This window comes from Cryobacterium algoritolerans (assembly GCF_004402785.1).
GTDB classification, from domain to species: domain Bacteria; phylum Actinomycetota; class Actinomycetes; order Actinomycetales; family Microbacteriaceae; genus Cryobacterium; species Cryobacterium algoritolerans.
The window spans coordinates 74928-94157 of the sequence record NZ_SOFP01000005.1 but is presented as its reverse complement, the minus strand read 5'-3'; the positions used below and the strand labels follow the sequence as shown (position 1 = coordinate 94157).

At 69.1% G+C, this 19230-nt stretch carries 18 protein-coding genes; 7 read left to right on the top strand and 11 right to left on the bottom strand.

Features of this window, described 5'->3' with window-relative positions; translation table 11 throughout:
- The 5 genes from E3O19_RS00565 to ispG form a co-directional block, all read right to left on the bottom strand.
- Positions 1-798: translation initiation factor IF-2 N-terminal domain-containing protein (locus E3O19_RS00565; RefSeq protein ID WP_174776869.1), on the bottom strand; the 798-nt coding region annotated here is incomplete at its 3' end.
- 87 nt (positions 799-885) lie between these two features.
- Positions 886-1131 (bottom strand): YlxR family protein, encoded by a 246-nt coding sequence (locus tag E3O19_RS00560; RefSeq protein WP_134564685.1) that lies wholly within the window; start codon positions 1129-1131, stop codon positions 886-888.
- 8 nt (positions 1132-1139) lie between these two features.
- Positions 1140-2150 carry a transcription termination factor NusA gene (nusA, locus tag E3O19_RS00555; protein WP_134564684.1) on the bottom strand — a complete coding sequence of 337 codons (1011 nt, stop codon included), beginning with the start codon at positions 2148-2150 and terminating at the stop codon, positions 1140-1142.
- A gap of 149 nt (positions 2151-2299) precedes the next feature.
- Complete coding sequence (locus E3O19_RS00550; protein WP_134564694.1) at positions 2300-4051, bottom strand: proline--tRNA ligase; 1752 nt, start codon at positions 4049-4051, stop codon at positions 2300-2302.
- Between the two features lie 166 nt (positions 4052-4217).
- Positions 4218-5375 carry a flavodoxin-dependent (E)-4-hydroxy-3-methylbut-2-enyl-diphosphate synthase gene (gene ispG / locus E3O19_RS00545; RefSeq protein ID WP_174776867.1) on the bottom strand — a complete coding sequence of 386 codons (1158 nt, stop codon included), beginning with the start codon at positions 5373-5375 and terminating at the stop codon, positions 4218-4220.
- A 172-nt stretch (positions 5376-5547) separates the two neighbouring features.
- Here ispG and E3O19_RS00540 point away from each other — a divergent pair, with 172 nt between their 5' ends.
- Complete coding sequence (locus E3O19_RS00540; RefSeq protein WP_134564683.1) at positions 5548-6732, top strand: acetyl-CoA C-acetyltransferase; 1185 nt, start codon at positions 5548-5550, stop codon at positions 6730-6732.
- A 108-nt stretch (positions 6733-6840) separates the two neighbouring features.
- Here E3O19_RS00540 and E3O19_RS00535 read toward each other — a convergent pair whose 3' ends face one another.
- The 4 genes from E3O19_RS00535 to E3O19_RS00515 form a co-directional block, all read right to left on the bottom strand.
- The gene (locus tag E3O19_RS00535) at positions 6841-7200 is read right to left on the bottom strand and encodes an SHOCT domain-containing protein (protein WP_134564682.1); all 360 of its coding nucleotides are present in this window, start codon (positions 7198-7200) and stop codon (positions 6841-6843) included.
- Between the two features lie 151 nt (positions 7201-7351).
- Positions 7352-8008, bottom strand: a complete 657-nt coding sequence (locus tag E3O19_RS00530; protein ID WP_134564681.1) for a response regulator transcription factor — start codon at positions 8006-8008, stop codon at positions 7352-7354.
- Positions 8005-9300, bottom strand: a complete 1296-nt coding sequence (locus E3O19_RS00525; protein WP_134564680.1) for a sensor histidine kinase — start codon at positions 9298-9300, stop codon at positions 8005-8007. The genes E3O19_RS00530 and E3O19_RS00525 overlap by 4 nt, the downstream gene beginning before the upstream one ends.
- A 151-nt stretch (positions 9301-9451) precedes the next feature.
- Complete coding sequence (locus E3O19_RS00515) at positions 9452-10831, bottom strand: M50 family metallopeptidase (protein ID WP_198413829.1); 1380 nt, start codon at positions 10829-10831, stop codon at positions 9452-9454.
- Between the two features lie 179 nt (positions 10832-11010).
- On the opposite strand from E3O19_RS00515, the gene E3O19_RS00510 reads away from it, so the two are divergent.
- Genes E3O19_RS00510 through E3O19_RS00500 form a run of 3 tightly spaced genes read left to right on the top strand, consistent with a single transcriptional unit; the run spans position 11011 to position 13635 of the window.
- On the top strand, positions 11011-12294 hold the full coding sequence (locus E3O19_RS00510) for a serine/threonine-protein kinase (protein ID WP_241981106.1): 1284 nt from the start codon (positions 11011-11013) through the stop codon (positions 12292-12294).
- Positions 12291-12704 carry a hypothetical protein gene (locus E3O19_RS00505; RefSeq protein ID WP_134564679.1) on the top strand — a complete coding sequence of 138 codons (414 nt, stop codon included), beginning with the start codon at positions 12291-12293 and terminating at the stop codon, positions 12702-12704. Before E3O19_RS00510 ends, E3O19_RS00505 begins: the two co-directional genes overlap by 4 nt.
- Positions 12705-12720: 16 nt before the next feature.
- Positions 12721-13635 (top strand): NAD-dependent epimerase/dehydratase family protein, encoded by a 915-nt coding sequence (locus E3O19_RS00500; protein ID WP_134564678.1) that lies wholly within the window; start codon positions 12721-12723, stop codon positions 13633-13635.
- A gap of 43 nt (positions 13636-13678) precedes the next feature.
- On the opposite strand, the gene dxr is transcribed toward E3O19_RS00500, so the two are convergent.
- Positions 13679-14761, bottom strand: coding sequence for a 1-deoxy-D-xylulose-5-phosphate reductoisomerase (gene dxr, locus E3O19_RS00495; RefSeq protein WP_134564677.1), 1083 nt, complete (start codon positions 14759-14761; stop codon positions 13679-13681).
- Positions 14762-14880: 119 nt separating this feature from the next.
- Here dxr and E3O19_RS00490 point away from each other — a divergent pair, with 119 nt between their 5' ends.
- Together E3O19_RS00490 and E3O19_RS00485 are read left to right on the top strand one after the other, a co-directional pair.
- Positions 14881-15678 carry a lysophospholipid acyltransferase family protein gene (locus E3O19_RS00490; RefSeq protein WP_420898569.1) on the top strand — a complete coding sequence of 266 codons (798 nt, stop codon included), beginning with the start codon at positions 14881-14883 and terminating at the stop codon, positions 15676-15678.
- Positions 15679-15732: 54 nt separating this feature from the next.
- On the top strand, positions 15733-17070 hold the full coding sequence (locus E3O19_RS00485) for an aminotransferase class III-fold pyridoxal phosphate-dependent enzyme (protein ID WP_134564676.1): 1338 nt from the start codon (positions 15733-15735) through the stop codon (positions 17068-17070).
- Positions 17071-17277: 207 nt separating this feature from the next.
- Here E3O19_RS00485 and E3O19_RS00480 read toward each other — a convergent pair whose 3' ends face one another.
- Positions 17278-17748 carry an OsmC family protein gene (locus E3O19_RS00480; RefSeq protein ID WP_134564675.1) on the bottom strand — a complete coding sequence of 157 codons (471 nt, stop codon included), beginning with the start codon at positions 17746-17748 and terminating at the stop codon, positions 17278-17280.
- 90 nt (positions 17749-17838) lie between these two features.
- On the opposite strand from E3O19_RS00480, the gene gabT reads away from it, so the two are divergent.
- Entirely contained in the window at positions 17839-19221 is a 1383-nt protein-coding gene (gene gabT, locus E3O19_RS00475) for a 4-aminobutyrate--2-oxoglutarate transaminase (RefSeq protein ID WP_134564674.1), read from the top strand.
- The last annotated feature ends 9 nt before the right edge of the window (positions 19222-19230 follow it).

The following is a 19230-nucleotide window of genomic DNA, read 5'->3' as shown; positions in this document are numbered from 1 at the left end:
GCCGCCCGGGGCTCCGCCTGGACGCTGGAAGGCGCCCGGACGCTGGCCAAAGCCGGTCGGACGCGGCGCCTGGCCTGGTCCGCCCGGACGAGGCGCACCGGGGCGCGGCGCGGCCGGGCGCGGAATGTTGCTCGGGGATGTGGTGGACGCCGGGCGCTGGCCCATGCCCTGTGCGCTGGCGAACGGGTTGTTGCCGGGGCGCGGGCTCGGGGTCTTGCCCATGCCCTGGTTGCTGGCGAAGGGGTTGTTGCCGGGGCGCGCGGACGGCGGCTTCGGAACGGAGACGCCCGGCTTGGCTGCGACCGTGGTCGCGCCGTCCGTGCCGGCTGCCGAGGTATCCTGCACGGGCGTGGCCGCTGCTGCTGCCTTGTCGGCCGCGGCGGCCTTCTCGGCGGCGGCGGCCTTCTCGGTGGCCTGGGCCTGGCGCTGGGCGACCGTCAGCGGAGCGGACGGCATCGGCGGTGCGTCAACGGCGGGAACCTCGATGGAAACCTCCGGGGCCGGCCGTGCGCCCGGCTTGACGGCGAGCTTGGCGGGCGACGGGCGTGCGCCGCCCGGCTTTGCCGGTGAGGCGGCAACCGGTATGGTGCCGGCGGGAGCCGCTGAGGTGGTGGACGCCGCGGTGCCGGTGACACCGTCGGCCTGAAGCGCGGCGCGCAAACGGCGTGCGACGGGGGGTTCAACGCTACTGGACGGTCCCTTGACGAACTCGCCCATCTCTTTCAGTTTCGCAAGAGCTACCTTGCTGTCGACGCCGAGTTCTGTTGCGATCTCGTGCACGCGTGGTTTCGCAGCCACAATTCTCCTGTTCCGGGCCTGCACCCGGAAAGGGGCAGACCGTTAGTAACGGACGGGTCTCATTTCGAGCCGCTCATTAGTTATCCATTAGCCATTCAGCCTGTTCTCTAGTTGTTTCGCGCCCAAAGACCTGGTCACGCGAAGGGCACGCCCGAAAGCGTGTCGCCGCAGTGCGTCCTGGAAGCACGCGGCGGTGGGATGCAACCACGCGCCTCGCCCGGGCAGAGTGGCGGTTTCATCCACCACGAGTTCTGATTCCCGGGCTACAACCCTCAAAAGTGAGGATCGAGGGGCGCGCGAACGGCATCCAATGCACGTTCTAACGGGTTCCATCGTACCCCCTATTCGGTGTCCTCCAGAATGCTGTCCGGCTGAATGTCGATTTTCGCACCCGTGAGCTTGGCGGCGAGGCGGGCATTCTGGCCTTCCTTGCCGATCGCCAGTGACAGCTGGTAGTCGGGCACGAGGGCACGGACGGCCTTGATGGACTCGTCGATGACGTAGGCACTGGTGACCTTCGCGGGCGACAGTGCGCTCGCGACAAAAGTTGCCAGGTCGGGCGAGTAGTCGACGATGTCAATCTTCTCGTTGTTGAGTTCGGCGGTGACGGCGCGCACGCGCTGGCCGAGTTCGCCGATGCACGCGCCCTTGGCGTTGACGCCGGGCTCGGTGGCGCGCACGGCCATCTTGGTGCGGTGGCCGGCCTCACGGGCGAGCGACACGATCTCGACCACTCCGCTGGCGATCTCCGGGACCTCCAGCGCGAACAGGCGACGCACCAGCGACGGGTGGGTGCGTGAGACCGTGATCTGCGGCCCCTTGAGACCCTTGCCGACCGCCGTCACATAGACGCGGATGCGCGAACCGTGCACATAGCTCTCGCCCGGCACCTGCTCCTCCGGCGGCAGGATCGCTTCGATCGTGCCCAGGTCGACGTGGATCATGCGCGGGTTGGGTCCCTGCTGAATGATCCCGGCGACGATCTGGCCCTCGCGGCCCTTGAACTCGCCGAGCACTGCGTCGTCGGCCAGGTCGCGCAGACGCTGGTTGATGACCTGCTTGGCGGCGTAGGCCGCAATCCGGCCGAAGTCGGTGGGGTTGTCGACGGCTTCGCCGATGACGTTGCCCTCTTCATCGTGTTCGGGCACAAAAATGTCGACGTGGCCGGACTTGCGGTCGAGTACGACGCGCGCTTCCGGCAGTTCCTCGACGGCCTGCTTGGAAACTTCACCCTGGTGGGTGTGCTTCTGATAGGCCGTGAGAATTGCTTGCTCAATAATCTGCACGAGTTCCTCGAAGGGAATCTCTTTCTCGCGCTCCATCTGCCGCAACACGCTGAGGTCGATGTCCATGGCCGGCCTCCTCTATTCAGATCTTGCCGCCGCGAAACTGCGCAGCGGGCTCTTGTCTAAGGTACCCGACTCCGCGGCCTCGCGGCGCACTGTGTGGAAGCGGGCGCACGTTCTATCGTGCGCCCGCTTCCCGAGACTGAGCCGCGAGCCTAGCTGAAACTGGCGGCGACATCCGCGACGGCAACCTGGCTGCGCTCACCCGTGCGGCGGTCCCAGAGCTCGACGATGCCATCCACTGCCCCACGGCCGACGATGACGATGCGCGGGACGCCGATCAGTTCGGCGTCGCCGAACTTGACGCCGGGCGAGACCTTGCGTCGGTCGTCGTAGAGCACATCGCGGCCAGTGGCCTCGATGGCCGCGACCACGGCCTCCGAGGTCTCGAAGACGACCTCGTCTCGGCCGGTAGCGATCACGTGCACGTCGAACGGCGACACGGTTTCGGGCCAGATCAGGCCCTTCGCGTCGTTGTTCAGTTCGGCGATGATCGCGAGGATGCGGGTGACGCCGATGCCGTAGGAACCCATCGTGACGGTGACGAGCTTTCCGTTCTCGTTGAGCACCTTGAGCCCGAGCGCCTCCGCGTACTTGCGGCCGAGCTGGAAGACGTGGCCGATCTCCATCCCGCGGGTCAGCTCCACCGGGCCGGAGCCGTCGGGCGCCGGGTCGCCGGCGCGCACGTCGGCGGCCTCGACCGTGCCGTCGACCTGGAAGTCGCGCCCGGCGACCAGCCCGAAGACGTGACGGCCCTGTTCGTTGGCGCCGGTGATCCACTCGGTGCCGTCGACGACGCGCGGGTCGACAAGGTAACGGATGCCGGTGACCGACTTCTCGCCGAGCACGGCACCCGCCCTCGACCACGGACCGATGTAACCCTTGACGAGCCCGGGATGCCTGGCCAGGTCGGCTTCATTGGCAGCCTCCGCCTCGGCGGGGGCGAACGCGACCTCCACCCGTTTGAGATCGACCTCGCGGTCACCCGGCAGGCCGATGATGACGAGCTTGCGGGAGCCGTCGGGGTGGGTGAGCGCGAGGACGACGTTTTTGAGCGTGTCAGCCGCGGTCCACGCCCGGCCGTCAAGGCGCGGGTGGTCGCTGTTGGCCCGGTCGACGAGGGTCTGGATCGTAGGCGTGTCCGGGGTGTCGTGCACCTCGGCAGCCGGGATCGCGGCCCAGCCAACGGCGGGAGGGGCAAGCGTGGTGAACGCCTCGACGTTGGCGGCGTAGCCACCGGCCGAGCGCACAAAGGTGTCTTCGCCGACCGCGGTGGGGTGCAGGAACTCCTCGCTCCGCGATCCGCCCATTGCGCCGGCATCCGCCTTGACGATCACGTACTCGAGGCCGAGCCTGATGAAGATGCGCTCGTAGGCGTCGCGCTGGGCCTGGTAGCTCAGGTCGAGGCCGGCATCCGTGTGGTCGAAGGAGTAGGCGTCCTTCATGGTGAACTCGCGTCCGCGGAGGAGCCCGGCCCTGGGACGGGCCTCGTCGCGGTACTTATCCTGGATCTGGTAGATCGACAGGGGCAGGTCCTTGTAGCTGCTGTAGAGATCCTTCACGAGGAGGGTGAAGACCTCTTCGTGGGTGGGAGCAAGGAGCAGGTCGCTGCCCTTGCGGTCCTGGAGCCGGAACAGACCGTCGCCGTATTCGTCCCAGCGCCCGGTGACCTCGTAGGGTTCACGCGGCAGGAGTGCCGGGAAGTGCACCTCGAAGGCGCCGGCCGTGGCCATCTCCTCGCGCACGATCGTCTCGATCTTGTTCTTCACCCGCAGGCCCAGAGGCAGCCAGGCGAAGATTCCTGGGGCTTGGCGGCGGATGTAGCCGGCCCGCACGAGCAGCCGGTGGCTGGAGACCTCGGCGTCCGAGGGATCTTCGCGGAGGGTTCGGAGGAAGTAGTTGGACATACGAATAGGCACCCCCCTACTTTACGGCGCGCGCCACTTCGAGACGCGCGCCCGATGCAGGCGGCTGAGTTGCGGAGGAAACACCCTTCTCGGGCCTGCGAGGGTGTTTTCTCCGCACCTCAGTTCTCCGCACCCCGGTTCACGGCACCCCAGAGGGCGGGAGGTGCTATTTGGAGACGGTGACGACCGGGGCGCCGAGGGAATCCTCGCTGGCAGGCATCTCCGCGGCCAGGCGGTTTGCCTCTTCGATCAGGGTCGCGACGATCTCGTCCTCCGGCACGGTCTTGATGACCTCGCCGCGCACGAAAATCTGACCCTTGCCGTTGCCGGATGCCACCCCCAGGTCGGCCTCGCGGGCCTCACCTGGTCCGTTGACGACGCAACCCATCACGGCCACGCGCAGAGGCACGGTCATGCCCTCAAGCCCGGCCGTGACGTCGTTCGCGAGCTTGTAGACATCCACCTGGGCCCGGCCGCAGCTCGGGCAGGAGACGATCTCGAGCTTGCGCTCGCGCAGGTTGAGCGACTGCAGGATCTGAAGTCCGACCTTGACTTCCTCGGCCGGGGGCGCGCTGAGCGAGACCCGGATGGTGTCGCCGATGCCCTCGCCGAGCAGGATGCCGAAGGCCGTCGCGCTCTTGATGGTGCCCTGGAAAGACGGGCCGGCCTCGGTGACTCCGAGGTGCAGTGGCCAGTCGCCGCGTTCTGCGAGCAGCCGGTAGGCCTTGACCATGATCACCGGGTCGTTGTGCTTGACCGAAATCTTGAAGTCGTGGAAGTCGTGCTCCTCGAACAGGCTCGCCTCCCAGACTGCGCTCTCGACGAGCGCCTCCGGGGTGGCCTTGCCGTACTTCTGCATGAGGCTGGGTTCGAGGGAGCCCGCGTTGACGCCGATCCGGATGGAGACGCCGGCGGCCTTGGCCGCGGCGGCGATCTTGCCGACCTGGTCGTCGAACTTGCGAATGTTGCCCGGGTTGACCCGTACGGCCGCGCAGCCGGCGTCGATCGCCGCGAACACGTAGCTCGGCTGGAAGTGGATGTCCGCGATCACGGGGATCTGGCTCTTCTTCGCGATGATCGACAGGACCTCAGCGTCGTCCCTGGTCGGCACGGCGACGCGCACGATGTCGCAGCCGGATGCCGTGAGTTCGGCGATCTGCTGGAGCGTCGCGTTGATATTCGTCGTCGGTGTCGTCGTCATCGACTGGACGCTGACTTGAGCGTCACCGCCGACGAGCACCTTGCCGACCTTGATCTGGCGACTCTTACGTCGCGGAGCGAGAACCTCGGGTACTTTGGGCATTCCCAAATTGATAGCAGCCACGGCAATATCCTAAGTCAGGCAACTGGGGAGATGGTCTGTTTCGGCCGCAGGGACGCGACCGGCCGGCGCCGCGGCTCCCGGCCGGCACGGCTACGCTCGGTTGACGACGTACGACAGCGGTCCCACGAGGACAGTTGCGAGCAGACGGTTACACGAAGACGAAGGAGTCATCATGAGCTCGATCGAAGTGGTCATCCTGGCCGGGTCCCGCACGCCGCAGGGCCGGGTGAACGGCCAGCTGGCCGGCCTGAGCGCCGTGGAACTGGGCAGCGCCGCCATCAAGGGGGCACTGGACCGTGCGGGGGTATCCCCCGGCCAGGTCGACGCGGTGCTGATGGGGCAGGTGCTGCAGGCCGGCTGCGGTCAGAATCCGGCCAGGCAGAGCGCGATCGCGGCCGGGATCCCCTGGAACGTTCCCGCGATGACGCTGAACAAGGTCTGCCTCTCCGGACTTGCCGCCGTTGTCGACGCGGCCAGGCTCATCCGTCTGGGCGAGGTAGACGTGGTCATCGCCGGCGGCCAGGAGTCGATGTCCCAGGCCCCGCACCTGCTCCCCGGGTCCCGCCAGGGCTGGCCGTACGGCAGCGTCACCGCACTCGACCATGCGGCGCACGACGGGCTCACGGATGCCTTCGACGGGCTCTCGATGGGGCTCTCGACCGAACGCGTCAATGGCCGGCTCGGCATCGGCCGCGTTGAACAGGACGCCATCGCGGCGGCTTCGCATCAGCGTGCGGCAGAAGCGGCCCGCGGCGGCATCTTCGGCGATGAGATCACGCCGTTGAGCGTGCCGCAACGCCGCGGGGACCCTCTCCTCGTCACGGAGGATGAAGGCGTGCGCGGCGACAGCACCACCGAGACGCTCGGCCGGCTGCGCCCGGCGTTTTCGACGGATGGCACCATCACCGCCGGGAACTCCTCGCCGCTCAGCGACGGCGCGAGCGCCCTCGTGCTGAGCAGCCGGTCCTGGGCAGAGGAACGGGGCCTGGACTGGCTCGCCACGGTGTTGGCCTCCGGCCATGTCGCCGGGCCGGACAACTCGCTGCACTCCCAGCCGGCGAACGCGATCAAGCACGCGCTCGACCGGGAAGGCTGGTCGGCAGAGGACCTCGACCTGGTCGAGATCAACGAGGCGTTCGCGGCCGTCTCGCTCGAATCGACCACGGAACTCGGACTCTCGCCCGAACGGGTCAACATCCACGGCGGCGCCATCGCGATCGGCCATCCGATCGGCGCCTCCGGGTCACGGCTGGCGCTGCACGCTGCGCTGGAACTCGCCCGACGCGGCAGCGGAAAGGCGGCCGTGGCGCTCTGCGGGGGCGGCGGCCAGGGCGAGGCTCTGCTGCTCTCGCGCTGACCGGCCGGCGCCCACCCGAGCCGCCGACCGGCGGCTCGGACACCGCGGTCGCGTGAATCCGCGGCGTTGGGGCGGCGTCGGGGCGGCGTCGCGGCGGCGGCGGGGTCACTACTGGGGCGGCGTTGCCGCGTCGTCGGCACGGTTGGCCCTGAGCACCTCTAGTCTGGCCCGGTACTCGACCTCGTCGATGTCACCCTGGGCGAACCGCTCGGCGAGGGTCTTCTCGGCACTGCGGGTGTCCCCGCCGACCTGCCAGTGTGACGGGCCGCCGTGGAAGCCGGGGCCACCCAGGTAACCGGGGCCGACCATTCCGCGCCGCCAGCGGCGGCCGAACAGCGCGAAGAGGAGCGCGAAGAGTCCGAGGCCGAACAGCGGGATCAGAACCAGCAACCAGATCGGGCCGCCACCCCAACCGTGGCCTGGGCCCGGGTGGGCGACGAGCCCGATGAGTAGCGCAGTCGAAAGCATGATGTATCCATTCTGTGGAGAGGCCCGGTGTCTTTGCCCGGCGGAGGGTCCGCCGATACCGGTGTCCCCAGTGTCGCGAGCCTGCCGGGTTCGCGAATCCGCCCAGCGGCGACACTTCGGGTACTCCCCCGGGAGCAGTGCACCTGCTGCACTACCAGCCGCCGACGAGGCCTTCCTCGTAGGCGACGATGACCAGTTGAACCCGGTCGCGTGCGGCGAGCTTGCTCATGATCCGGGACACATGGGTCTTCGCGGTCAGCGGGCTGAGGAACAGACGCACGGCGATCTCCGTGTTGGTCAGGCCGCGGCCGACCAGCCCGAGCACCTCGCGTTCCCGAACCGTCAGCGACTCCAGCGAGGTGTGCCCTCGAGGGGCCCGGAGGCCGGACTCCAACCGTTCCAGCAGGCGGCGGGTGACCCCGGGCGAGAGCAGCGCGTCCCCGGCGGCCGCGACCCGCACCGCCCGGATGAGTTCGGTCGGTTCGGTGTCCTTCACGAGGAAGCCGCTTGCCCCGGCCCGGATCGCCTGGGCCACGTAATCGTCGAGCTCAAAAGTCGTCACGATCACGATATGGGTGCCGGCGAGCGCCGGATCCGCTGCGATCCGCTCGGTCGCCCACAGTCCGTCGCCGCCGGGCATCCGGATGTCCATCAGCACCACGTCCGGCCGGTGCCGGGTCACCTGCTCAACGACTTCCGCCCCCGTCGCAGCCTCCGCGACGACCTCGAAATCCGGCTCCGAGTCCAGCAGGGCGCGAAACCCGGCCCGGATCAGCTGCTGGTCGTCGGCGATGATGACCCGGATCACCGCGTTCTCCGCAGCGGAAGGCGCGCCTCGACCAGGAACCCGCCGGTGGGCATCCGTTCGGCGCGGAGGCTGCCGCCGAGCAGCTCCGCCCGCTCCCGCATCCCCAGCAGGCCGCCGCCGGGCATGATCGCGGGAGCGCCCGGGCCGGCGGTCCCGTCGTCGGTCACGGTGAGCCGGACGTCGGCGCCCTCGACGACCAGGCGCACGGATGCTGCGCGAGCCCCCGAATGCCGCAACACGTTCGTGAGCGCCTCCTGACAGATCCGGTAGAGGGCCAGCTGGGTGGCCGCCGGCGCATCCGACCCGTCCGGGATGAGCTCGTTCGCGAGGCCGACGCGCAGTCCCTGGTCGCTGAACGACTCGACCAGGGCAGGCAGTCCGGCGAGGTCCGGCTGGGGCGCGCGCGGCGCGTCATCGTCGATGCCGGACGTGCCGGAGAGGTCGACGTCGGAGCGCAGGATCCCGAGCACCGTGCGCACCTCGTCGAGGGCGTTCTTGCTCGTGGCCTTGATGCTGGCCAGCGCCTCCGCGGCCTTCCCCGGCTGACTGTCGATCAGGTGCAGCCCAACACCGGCCTGCACGTTGATCTGGGACAGCGAATGAGCGAGCACGTCGTGCAGTTCCCGGGCGATGCGCACCCGCTCGCGTTGCTCGGCGGACTGCCGCCGCGCATCCGCCCGGCGTCGAAGGTTGTTGATCTGCTCCCGCCGGGTGCGGATCGCCTCCCCGAACCCCATCAGCAGGGCCAGGCCCAGGGTGGTGAGCGCAATCCGGGCCGGTTGGAGCGGAATGGCGTAGAGCCCGGCGATGCCGATCGTTGCCACCCAGACCGCGGCGACGGAGGTGTAGACCCAGACCCGCGCGCCGCGCACGATGCCGAGCACGATCGCGAAACCGACCGCAACGTACGGCAGCCCGATGTCGGGCCGCAGCAGCACGAGCGCGCCGCCGGCCGCGGCCGCAACGGCCACGACGGGGCCCGGATAGCGTCGGGCGCCGATCAGGGCGAGCGGTCCGACGAGGGCGAGGGCGAGGGCGAGGTACCAGCCTGGCCGGGGTCCACCATGCACGAGCTCCCGGCCGAACACCCGGCCGAGCTCCCGGCCGGCGTCGGGGCCGAACTCACGGCCGGAACGGGCGAGGACCGCGACCGCCGGGACTTGGACGAGGAACGAGACGATCACCGGGATCCACAGCCGGGCCTCGGCCGGGATGCGGGTGTCATAGCCGCCACCGGGGCGGCCGCGTTCGTGGTCGTACCACGGAGCATCCGAATCCCAGTGTGGTGGCATGTTCCGATGCTACGACCCCGGCGGGGGCGCGGCATCCGCCCGAGGCCGTGCTGCCGCTACTCCCCGGGGAGTAGCCGGGGTAGCCGGGGTAGCCGGGGTAGCCGGGGTTGCCGGGGTTGCCGGGGTTGCCGGGGTAGCCGGGGTAGCCGGGTCAGCCGAACAGGCTGATCGGCTTGACGATGTCGGCGTAGATCAGCAGCAGGCTCATCCCGCCGAGCACGACCACGACGGCGAAGGTGAGCGGCATCAGTCTGGCGGTGTCGACGGGACCAGGGTCGGGGCGCTTGAACAGCCGGGCAACCCAGCGGCGGAGGCCTTCCCAGAGTGCACCCGCGACGTGCCCGCCGTCGAGCGGCATCAACGGGATCAGGTTGAACACGAACAAGGCGATGTTGAGCGACGCGAGCAGTCCGAGCATGCTGGCGATCTTGCTGTTCACCGGGATGCTGTCGATGCTCGCGATCTCGCCGGCGACGCGGCCGACGCCGACCACGCTGATCGGGCCGTTCGGGTCGCGTTCGCCGGGGCCGAAGGCTGCGTTTGCGATGTCGACCATCCGCTGAGGCAGGTTGGCGATCATGTGCACGACAGCGCCGATGTTGTTGCCCACCGCGGGCAGCACGGCCGTGGCCGGCTGCTGCACGAGTTCGCCGGCCGGACCGATACCGACGAAACCGACTTCCTGGGTGAGCGATGTGCCGGAGCGGTCCTTCTCGACCTTGCCTGCGGCATCCATTACGTACCGCACGGTGAGTTTGGGTGTGATCGTGAGGGTCTGCTTCGCGCCGGCGCGGTCGACGACGACGGTGAGCGGGATACCCGGCGAGTTGCGGATCAGGTCGGTCGATCGGGCCCAGTTGTCAATGACCGTGCCGTTGATAGTGACGAGCCGGTCGCGGGGCTTGAGCCCGGCTGCGGCGCCGGGGGCCTTCTCGTCGGACGCTTCGCAGGCCTGCCTGGAACTGGTGGCCGGGAGCACGCAGGCGGACACACTGCCGACGGTGGTGCTCGCCTGCGCGGTTCCGAATCCCATCAGCAGCACGGCGAACAGCACAAGCGCGATGAGCAGGTTCATGGTCGGCCCGCCGAGCATGATGATGATCCGTTTCCAGACCGGGAGCCGGTAGAACGCGCGGTGGTCCTCGCCCTCCCCGATGGTGTCGGCGCTGGACTGACGGGCGTCGACGACCATGGTGGCCAGGGCATTCGCTTTCTTCTCCGGCGCACCCTCCTGCACGAGCTGGTTGAAGAACCCGGTGCTGGACGCCTGGACCTTGCCGCCTTTCTTCGCCGGAGGAAACATCCCGATCATCGAGATGTAGCCGCCCAAAGGGATGGCCTTGACGCCGTACTCGGTCTCGCCCTTGCGGCGGGACCACACGGTCGGACCGAAGCCGATCATGTACTGGGTGACCTTCACCCCGAACGCCTTGGCGGGCAGGAGGTGGCCGATTTCGTGCAGGCCGATGGACAGGGCGAGCCCGACGACGACGACGACGACGCCCAGGAGATACAGCAGCACGGTTTCCACAATCGTAGGTTACCCACTCCAAGCTGCGAAGGCGCTGGCCGTTCCCGACCCGGAGTGTGGTTTGCTTAACCGTTGGACCTATAAGGAGGACCCCTCTGTCTGAGCCTCGCATCCCCGGCCCGATCGGCCTCCGACTCGCCGATCGATTCCGCATCGACCGTCTGATCGGCACGGGCGGCATGGCAGTCGTCTACGAGGCGACGGATGTCGTGCTCGGGCGAACCGTGGCGGTCAAACTCTTCCGGATGGACACCGCCGACGGCGCAGGCCCCGAGCGCCAGAGCGGCGAGGTCGCGGTGCTGGCCAGCCTGAACCACTTCGCCCTGGTCACCCTGTTCGACGCCGGCACCGCCGTGATCGACGGTGTCCCCCGCACATTCATCGTGATGGAGTTCGTCAACGGGCGCGACCTGCGCAGCCGCATCGGTGACGGCCCCATCCTGCCCGCCGAGGTGGCCGAGATCGGGGCAGACCTCGGCGAGGCCCTGCACTATGTGCACTCGCAGGGCATCATCCACCGCGACATCAAGCCGGCGAACGTGCTCCTCGCGCCGTCGGGCTTCCCCGGCAGGAGCATGCACGCCAAACTCGCCGACTTCGGCATCGCCAGGCTGTTCGACGCCACCCACCTCACGAAGACGGGCGCCCTGCTCGGCACCGCAGGCTATCTCAGCCCTGAGCAGGCGCTGGGCGAACCGATCGGCCCGCCCAGCGACGTCTATTCGCTCGGCCTCGTGCTGCTCGAATGCCTGACCGGCGAGCGCGCCTTCCCCGGGTCGGCGATCGAATCCGCGATGGCCAGGCTGCAGCGTGACCCCGTCATCCCCGACTTCCTCGGCAGCGGCTGGGCCGAGGTGCTCGGCGGCATGACCGACCGGGTCGTCGAGGAGCGGTTCACCGCCGAGCAGGCTGCCGTGCGCCTGCGGAGCCTGGTGGCCGCGCCTGGACCGGCCGCGGCCGCGGCGCACTCCGTGCTCGACGACTTCGACGGGACGGAGCTCCTCGAGCCCCTGGCACAGACCGCCCTGCTGGAGCAGACCACTGTTCTCGAGGAGCCCACCCTGCCGGGGCAGACCGCTGTTTTCGAGCAGACCGCGCGGCTGGAGAAGACCGCCCTGCTGGAAGCTGCCCCCCTGGAGAGGACCGCACTGCTCGAGCCGGTACCGTCACCGGGGCACGTCGCCGCGGCAGACTCCGCCGCCGGCGCAGCAGACGAGCCGACCGAGTTCCTCCCCGTCGGCGGACGAACCGGACTGACACGCCCCTCGCCCACGTCCCCGGGCCTGCGGCCGACCCGCCGCACAATGGCGGCCATTGCCGCGGCCGTGGTGCTGGTCGCACTGGCTGCCATCCTGTTCGCACCCCGACCTGCCCCGCCGGCGGAGACGCCCGCGAGTTTCCCGGCCGTCGACGGCACCCTCGGCACCCATCTCCAGCAGCTCCAGGAAAGCCTCAGGCCATGAACATCCGCTCCCGCCTTGCCTCAGGGGTGGCCGCCGCGCTCCTCGTGGCCGCCACACTGACCGCCTGCTCCGGGCCGACCCCGGAACTGGCCACCCCAACCGCCGAGAAGCTGCGCTCCGGCGTGCTGAGCGTCAGCACAGCCGCCGCGGCCGGTGACTTCGGGGGGGCGCAGTCCGCACTCACCGCTGTGCAGGCAGACCTGCTGACGGCCGCTGCGGCCGGGCAGGTCTCGGCGGCGAGGTCCGCCCAGATCCAGTCCGCGATCAACCTCGTAACCGGCGACCTCGCGGACGCGATGGCGGCCAGCACGCCGACGCCCACCCCTACCGAGAAGCCGTCACCGTCGGTTGACAAGGGCGACAACAAGGACAACGGTGACTGCAAGAAGAAAGACGACTGCGGACACTGACCGCCTGGAGGATGCCATGCCCGCACAACTCGTCGTCGGAGCCGGCCTGATCGGACGCCCGCTCGCCGCGCGTCTCGCCGGGCGTGGCGACCGGGTCACCATCGGCACCCGGTCCGGATCCGCGGCTGCGGGGGCCACGGCGGTCGTGCTCAACGCCGGCGACCGGGACGCGTTCACCCGCGCCGCCGCCGGGGCGGCGACGATCTTCCTCTGTACGAATCCGGCGTACACCGACTGGGCCACCCAGTGGCCGCCGATGATCGACGCCGCAATCGCCGCGGCATCCGCCACCGGCGCAGCCCTGGTCGTGATGGGCAACCTGTACCCGTACGGTTCGCCGACCGGCCCGATGACCGAACACTCACCGGAATCGACGACGGAGGCCAAGGGCCTCGTACGTAAAGACGGCTGGCGGAAGGTGCGCGAGGCACACGAACGCGGCGAGCTGCGCGGCGTCGAGGTGCGAGCGAGCGACTACTTCGGTCCCGGCGCCACCGGCACCGCGCACCTGGGCGAGACCTTCTTCACCTCGATCCTCGCCTCGAAGACCGCCCGGGCGGTCGGACGGCCCGCTCTCCCGCACAGCTGGAGTTATCTGCCCGACATCGTCAGCACCCTGATCGCCGCCGCCGATCACGACGACGAATGGGGTCGACTCTGGCACGTTCCGAGCGCCGCCGTGAGCCGGATCGAGATCGCGGACCAGGTCAACCAGCGTTTCGGGACGCATGGGAAGGTGGCTGCGTATCCGCAGTGGCTGCTCCGGGCGCTCGGCGCGGTGAACCCGATGATGTACGAGATCTGGGCGTCGAGCTACCAGTTCACGGTCCCGTACCTGATCGACTCCGCCGAGACCGAGCGCAAACTCGGGGTCGCCGCGACGGCGTGGGCGGATGCCCTCGACACGACCGCGGTGAGCTACCGCCGCTGAGGCCCGGGCACCGAGACACCGGCACCGAGACGCCGGCGGGGTGTCAGCGGGCGAGCAGCTTGTCCGCCTCGGCCCGAGCCCAGTCCTCTGCCGCGGAGAGCGACTCGCGGGTGAGCGGGCCATCCTGCTCGTGGGCCTCGACGACGCGCTGAATGGTGTCGACGATGTCCAGGAATCCGATGGCGCCGGCGTGGAACGCCGCCACGGCCTGCTCGTTCGCCGCGTTGAAGACGGCCGGGTAGGTTCCGCCGGCCCGGCCGACGTGCTTGGCCAGGTTGACGGCGGGGAATGCCGTGTCGTCGAGGGGTTCGAAGGTCCAGCTCTGCGGGGTGCTCCAGTCGATCGGGGCGCCGACGGCGGCCACCCGGTTCGGCCAGTCCAGGCCGAGTGAAATGGGCAGGCGCATGTCGGGAGGCGAGGCCTGCGCGATCGTCGACCCGTCGACGAACTCGACCATCGAGTGCACGACCGATTGCGGGTGCACGACCACGTCGATGCGCTCATAGTCGACGTCGAACAGAAGGTGCGCCTCGATCACCTCGAGGCCCTTGTTCACGAGGGTGGCGGAATTCGTGGTCACCACCGACCCCATGGTCCAGGTCGGGTGGGCGAGCGCCTGCGCGGGTGTGACGTCCGCCAGCTGGCCGCGGCGGCGCCCCCTGAACGGTCCGCCGGATGCCGTGAGCACCAGGCGCCGAACCTCGCCGGCCGTGCCGGAGCGCAGCGCCTGGGCGATGGCGGAGTGCTCTGAATCGACCGGCACGATCTGGCCCGGCGCCGCCAGCGACTTCACCAGGTCACCGCCGACGATCAGGGATTCCTTGTTCGCCAGGGCGAGGGTGCGACCAGCGACGAGTGCCGCGAGGGTGGGGCCGAGGCCCACCGAACCGGTGATGCCGTTGAGCACCACGTCGGCGTCGACATCCCGCACCAATTGCTCGGCCTCGTCGGCGCCGAGCGCCGTCGCGTCGACCTCGAACTCGGCAGCCTGGCTCTCGAGCAGCGCCCGGTTACTGCCCGCGGACAGCCCGACCACCTCGAACCTGGTCGGGTTCGCCTTGATGACATCGAGGGCCTGGGTTCCGATCGAGCCGGTGGACCCGAGAATTACAACTCGTCTTCGCACCCTCCCATGCTAGGTGCAGGGTCGGGCAACGGCCCGACTTCGTGCACACCCGGCCGGATTCGCGGGCCGCCCGGGCGCGGCCTTTCGGCGTGCGGCGCCACGGGCGGTAGTGTCGATGGGTGACCGGTGCCAAAGTCGAACCCCAGGACGAACGCCTCGTCGACCCTTCGGACGAGGAGGCGCCAGAGCCCACGAAACGCCCGGGCTTCGTCTATTTCCTCGGCTACGGCATCATGGCGCCGATCGCGCGCCTGGCCTTCCGGCCGACCATCACCGGGCGCGAGAACATCCCGCGCGAGGGCCGGGTCATCCTCGCCAGCAACCACCTCTCCTTCATCGACAGCATCGTGATCCCGCTGTCCGCGCCGCGACGGGTGCAGTTCCTGGCCAAGTCCACCTATTTCACCGGCACCGGGTTCAAGGGCTTCGTTTCCCGCACCTTCTTCACCTCGATCGGCGCGGTCGGGGTGGAGCGCGGCGCCGGACAGGCCGCCCAGGATGCCCTCGACGCCGGGCGCAACATCCTGGAGTCTGACAGCGCCTTCGCCATCTACCCGGAGGGTACACGCTCGCTCGACGGGCGGCTCTACAAGGGCCGCACCGGCGTCGCCTGGCTCGCGCTCACCACCGGCGCGGTCGTCGTGCCGGTGGGGCTGGTCGGCACCCAGGAGATCCAGCCCGTCGGGGCGAAGTTCCCGCGAATCCGCAAGGTCACCGTCACCTTCGGCACACCGATCGACTTGAGCCGTCACGGCTCCGCGGAATCAGGCAAGGCACGGCGTGGCGCCACGGACGAGATCATGGCCGCGATCCACGCGTTGTCCGGGCAGGAACTGGCCGGGAAGTACAACGAATCGCCGCCTTCAGGAACCCTGCAGAAACTGGCCGATCGCGTGTTTCCGCGCGAACGGGTCTAGCCCGCGCCGGGCATCCGAAACACGGCGGAAATCGGCGCAAACTAAGCTGGGGGCATGTCTGCCCAGTATTCGGTCCCCCAAGAACGCAAACTCGTCACCGCCCTCCCGGGCCCCAAATCGATCGAGCTGCAGGAACGTCGCCTGCGCTCGGTGTCCCGCGGCGCGGGCACCCTCGCCAATATCTACATGGACCACGGGGCCGGCGCGATCCTCGTCGACGTCGACGGCAACCAGATCATCGACCTGGGTTGCGGCATCGGCGTGACGACCATCGGCCATGCCAACACCGAGGTGGCCGCCGCCGCCGCCGCCCAGGCCGCCAAGCTCACCCACACCCTGTTCACCGTCACACCGTACGAGAATTATGTCGCCGTCGCCGAGAAGCTCGCCGAGATAACCCCCGGCGACTTCGAGAAGCGCTCCGTACTCGTGAACACCGGTGCAGAGGCCGTCGAGAACGCGGTCAAGATCGCCCGCAAGTTCACCGGTCGGCGCGCGATCGTCGCCCTCGACCACGCCTTCCACGGCCGCACGAACCTGACCATGGCGATGACCTACCGCCCCTGGCCGGAGCGCGCCGGGATGGGCCCGTTCCCCGGTGAGATCTACAGCGTCCCCACGAGCTACCCCTACCGCGACGGCCTGACCGGTGAAGAGGCCGCCGAGAGGACCATCGACTACATCACGACCCACATCGGCGCCACCGAGATCGCCGCGTTCTTCGTGGAGCCGATCCAGGGCGACGGAGGCATCGTCATCCCCGCCCCCGGCTACTTCACCCGCATCCGCGAGTTCTGCACCGACAACGGAATCGTGTTCGTCGCCGACGAGATCCAGGCCGGGATCGCCCGCACCGGCACCTGGTACTCGATCGAGCACCACGGCGTCATCCCCGACCTGGTCACCACTGCCAAGGGAATCGCGGGCGGGTTCCCGCTCGCCGCGGTCACCGGGCGCGCCGACATCATGGACTCCGTGCAGCCTGGCGGCATCGGCGGCACCTTCGGCGGCAACCCCGTCTCCACCGCCGCCGCCCTGGCCGTGTTCAACCTGATCGAGCGCGATGACCTGCTCGGCGAGGCGAGGCGCGTCGAGAAGGCCCTCTGGGCCCGGATCGGCGACTGGGCCGAGAAGTTCTCGATCGTCGGCGACGTGCGCGGAAAGGGCGCCATGTTCGGCGTCGAGCTCGTGCACCCCGGCACGACCGCACCGTACCCCGAGGCGCTCACCGCCATCATCAAGCACGCGACCACGAACGGCGTGATCGTGCTGGATGCCGGGAGCTGGGACTCCGTGTTGCGCATCATGCCGTCGGTCGTCATCTCCGAGGCGCTCATCGACGACGCGATGAGCGTCATCGAGGAGACCCTCACGGCGCTCTCCGGCTCCTAACCGCCGTCCCCCCGCGCTCCCCGCGCTCCCCGCACCCGCGCTTCGCAGCCCGCGAGACTGCAGCCCCCGAGACTGCAGCCCCCGAGAGTGCAGCCCGCGAGGGTGCACTTTTCGCCCCTTCGCTCGACGTGAAGGGGCGAAAACTGCACTCTCGCGGGTAGGAGGGGTGGCTCGCCGAATGGAGCGGGGTGAGGCGGAGTGGGGGGGTTAGGCGGGGGCGGTGTGTGGTTCGTGGTTGACCGGGAAGTTCACGGATGCTGCGATGAAGCAGAGCCTGGCCGCCTCCGCGTGCAGCGACTGGGCCAGGTCGACCTGGCCGGGGTCAGCCACCGTGACGCGGGGGCGGAGAGTGGCCTCGGTGAAGTGACCGCCGCCATCCGCCGTCTGCACCATGGCGCCGGTTGCCTCGTCGGTATAGCCGACGACGACGACCCCGTGCCGCACGGCCACGTGCAGGTAGGACAGCAGGTGGCATTCGCTGAGGGCTGCCAGCAGCAGTTCCTCCGGGTTCCACCGGTCGGCGTCGCCGTGGAAACTGTGATCGGCGGATGCCTCGATCGGCGCCTTACCTGCCGCGGTGATCGAGTGCTCCCGGCCGTACTCGCGGTAGTCGCTGGTGCCGGTGCCCCGGTTCCCGGTCCAGGCGACCTTCACGGCGTAGCGGTGCTCATTAATCATGGCGTCTCCTTCGGGTCCGAGCTGCAGGAACCGATTCTCGCAGCAAATCGCCACCGCGGTCGCCGGGCGGGTCGGTAAACTAGTTGCACCATGACTGACACGCTGACGCCCTCGACTACCCCGTCCACCTCTGCCGTACCCGTCTACACGGTGACGCAGGAACGCAGGATCCTGACCGCGATCCCCGGTCCGCGCTCCGTCGAACTGCAGCAGCGACGCCTGGCCACCGTCTCGGGCGGCGTGAGTTCGGCACTTCCCGTCTACATCGCCACGGCGAACGGTGCCATCATCGTCGACGTCGACGGCAACCAGTTCATCGACCTCGGCGCGGGCATCGGCGTGACCACGATCGGCCACACCGAGACGAGCGTCGTCGCGGCCGCCGTCGCCCAGACGCAGGACTTCATCCACACCTTGTTCACGATCACGCCCTACGAGGAGTACGTGCGCGTCTGTGAACTGCTCGCCAAGCACACCCCCGGCGATTTCCCGAAGAAGTCAGTGCTGATCAACTCCGGCGCCGAGGCCGTGGAGAACGGCGTGAAGATCGCCCGCAAGTACACCGGCCGCCGCGCCGTCGCCGTGCTCGACCACGCCTACCACGGCCGCACCGTGCTCACCATGGCGATGAACTACAAGGCGATGCCCTACGCGACCGGGTACGGCCCGCTCGCCAGCGACGTCTACCACGCCCCGAGTTCATACCCCTACCACGACGGCCTCAGCGGCGCGGATGCCGCCAAGCGCACGATCGCCTACCTCGAGAAGGTCGTCGGCCCGACCGACCTCGCCTGCCTCGTGGTCGAGCCGATCCAGGGCGAGGGCGGCTTCATGGTCCCGGCGGAGGGCTACTTCACCGCGCTGCAGGACTGGTGCACGGCAAACGGCGTCGTCATGATCGCCGACGAGATCCAGAGCGGCATGGCCCGCACCGGCAAGTACTACGCCAGCGAGCACTTCGGCTGGACCCCCGACCTCGTGCTCACCGCCAAGGGCATCGCCGGCGGTATGCCGCTGGCTGCCGTCACCGGTCGCGCCGAGATCATGGATGCCTCCCAGCCCGGCGGCCTCGGCGGAACGTTCGGCGGCAACCCCGTCTCCTGCGCCGCGGCGATCGCGGTCTTCGAGTCGATCGAGAACAACGACTTGCTCGCCGAAGGCGCCCGGATCGAGAAGACCCTGCGCGCGGGCCTCGGCGCGCTCAAGGAGAAGTACGACATCATCGGCGACATCCGCGGGCGCGGCGCCATGATCGCGATCGAGCTCGTGCAGCCCGGCACCGGGGACTCCAGCAAGGAACCCCATGCGGCCGCCGTCTCGTCGATCGCGGCCTACGCCGCCCAGAACGGTGTACTGCTGCTCACCGCCGGCACCTACGGCAACGTGCTCCGCTTCCTGCCGAGCCTCGCCGTGACCGACGCCCTGCTCGCCGATGCCCTCTCGGTCATCGACGACGCGATCGCCGCGCTGTAGTCCCGTCGT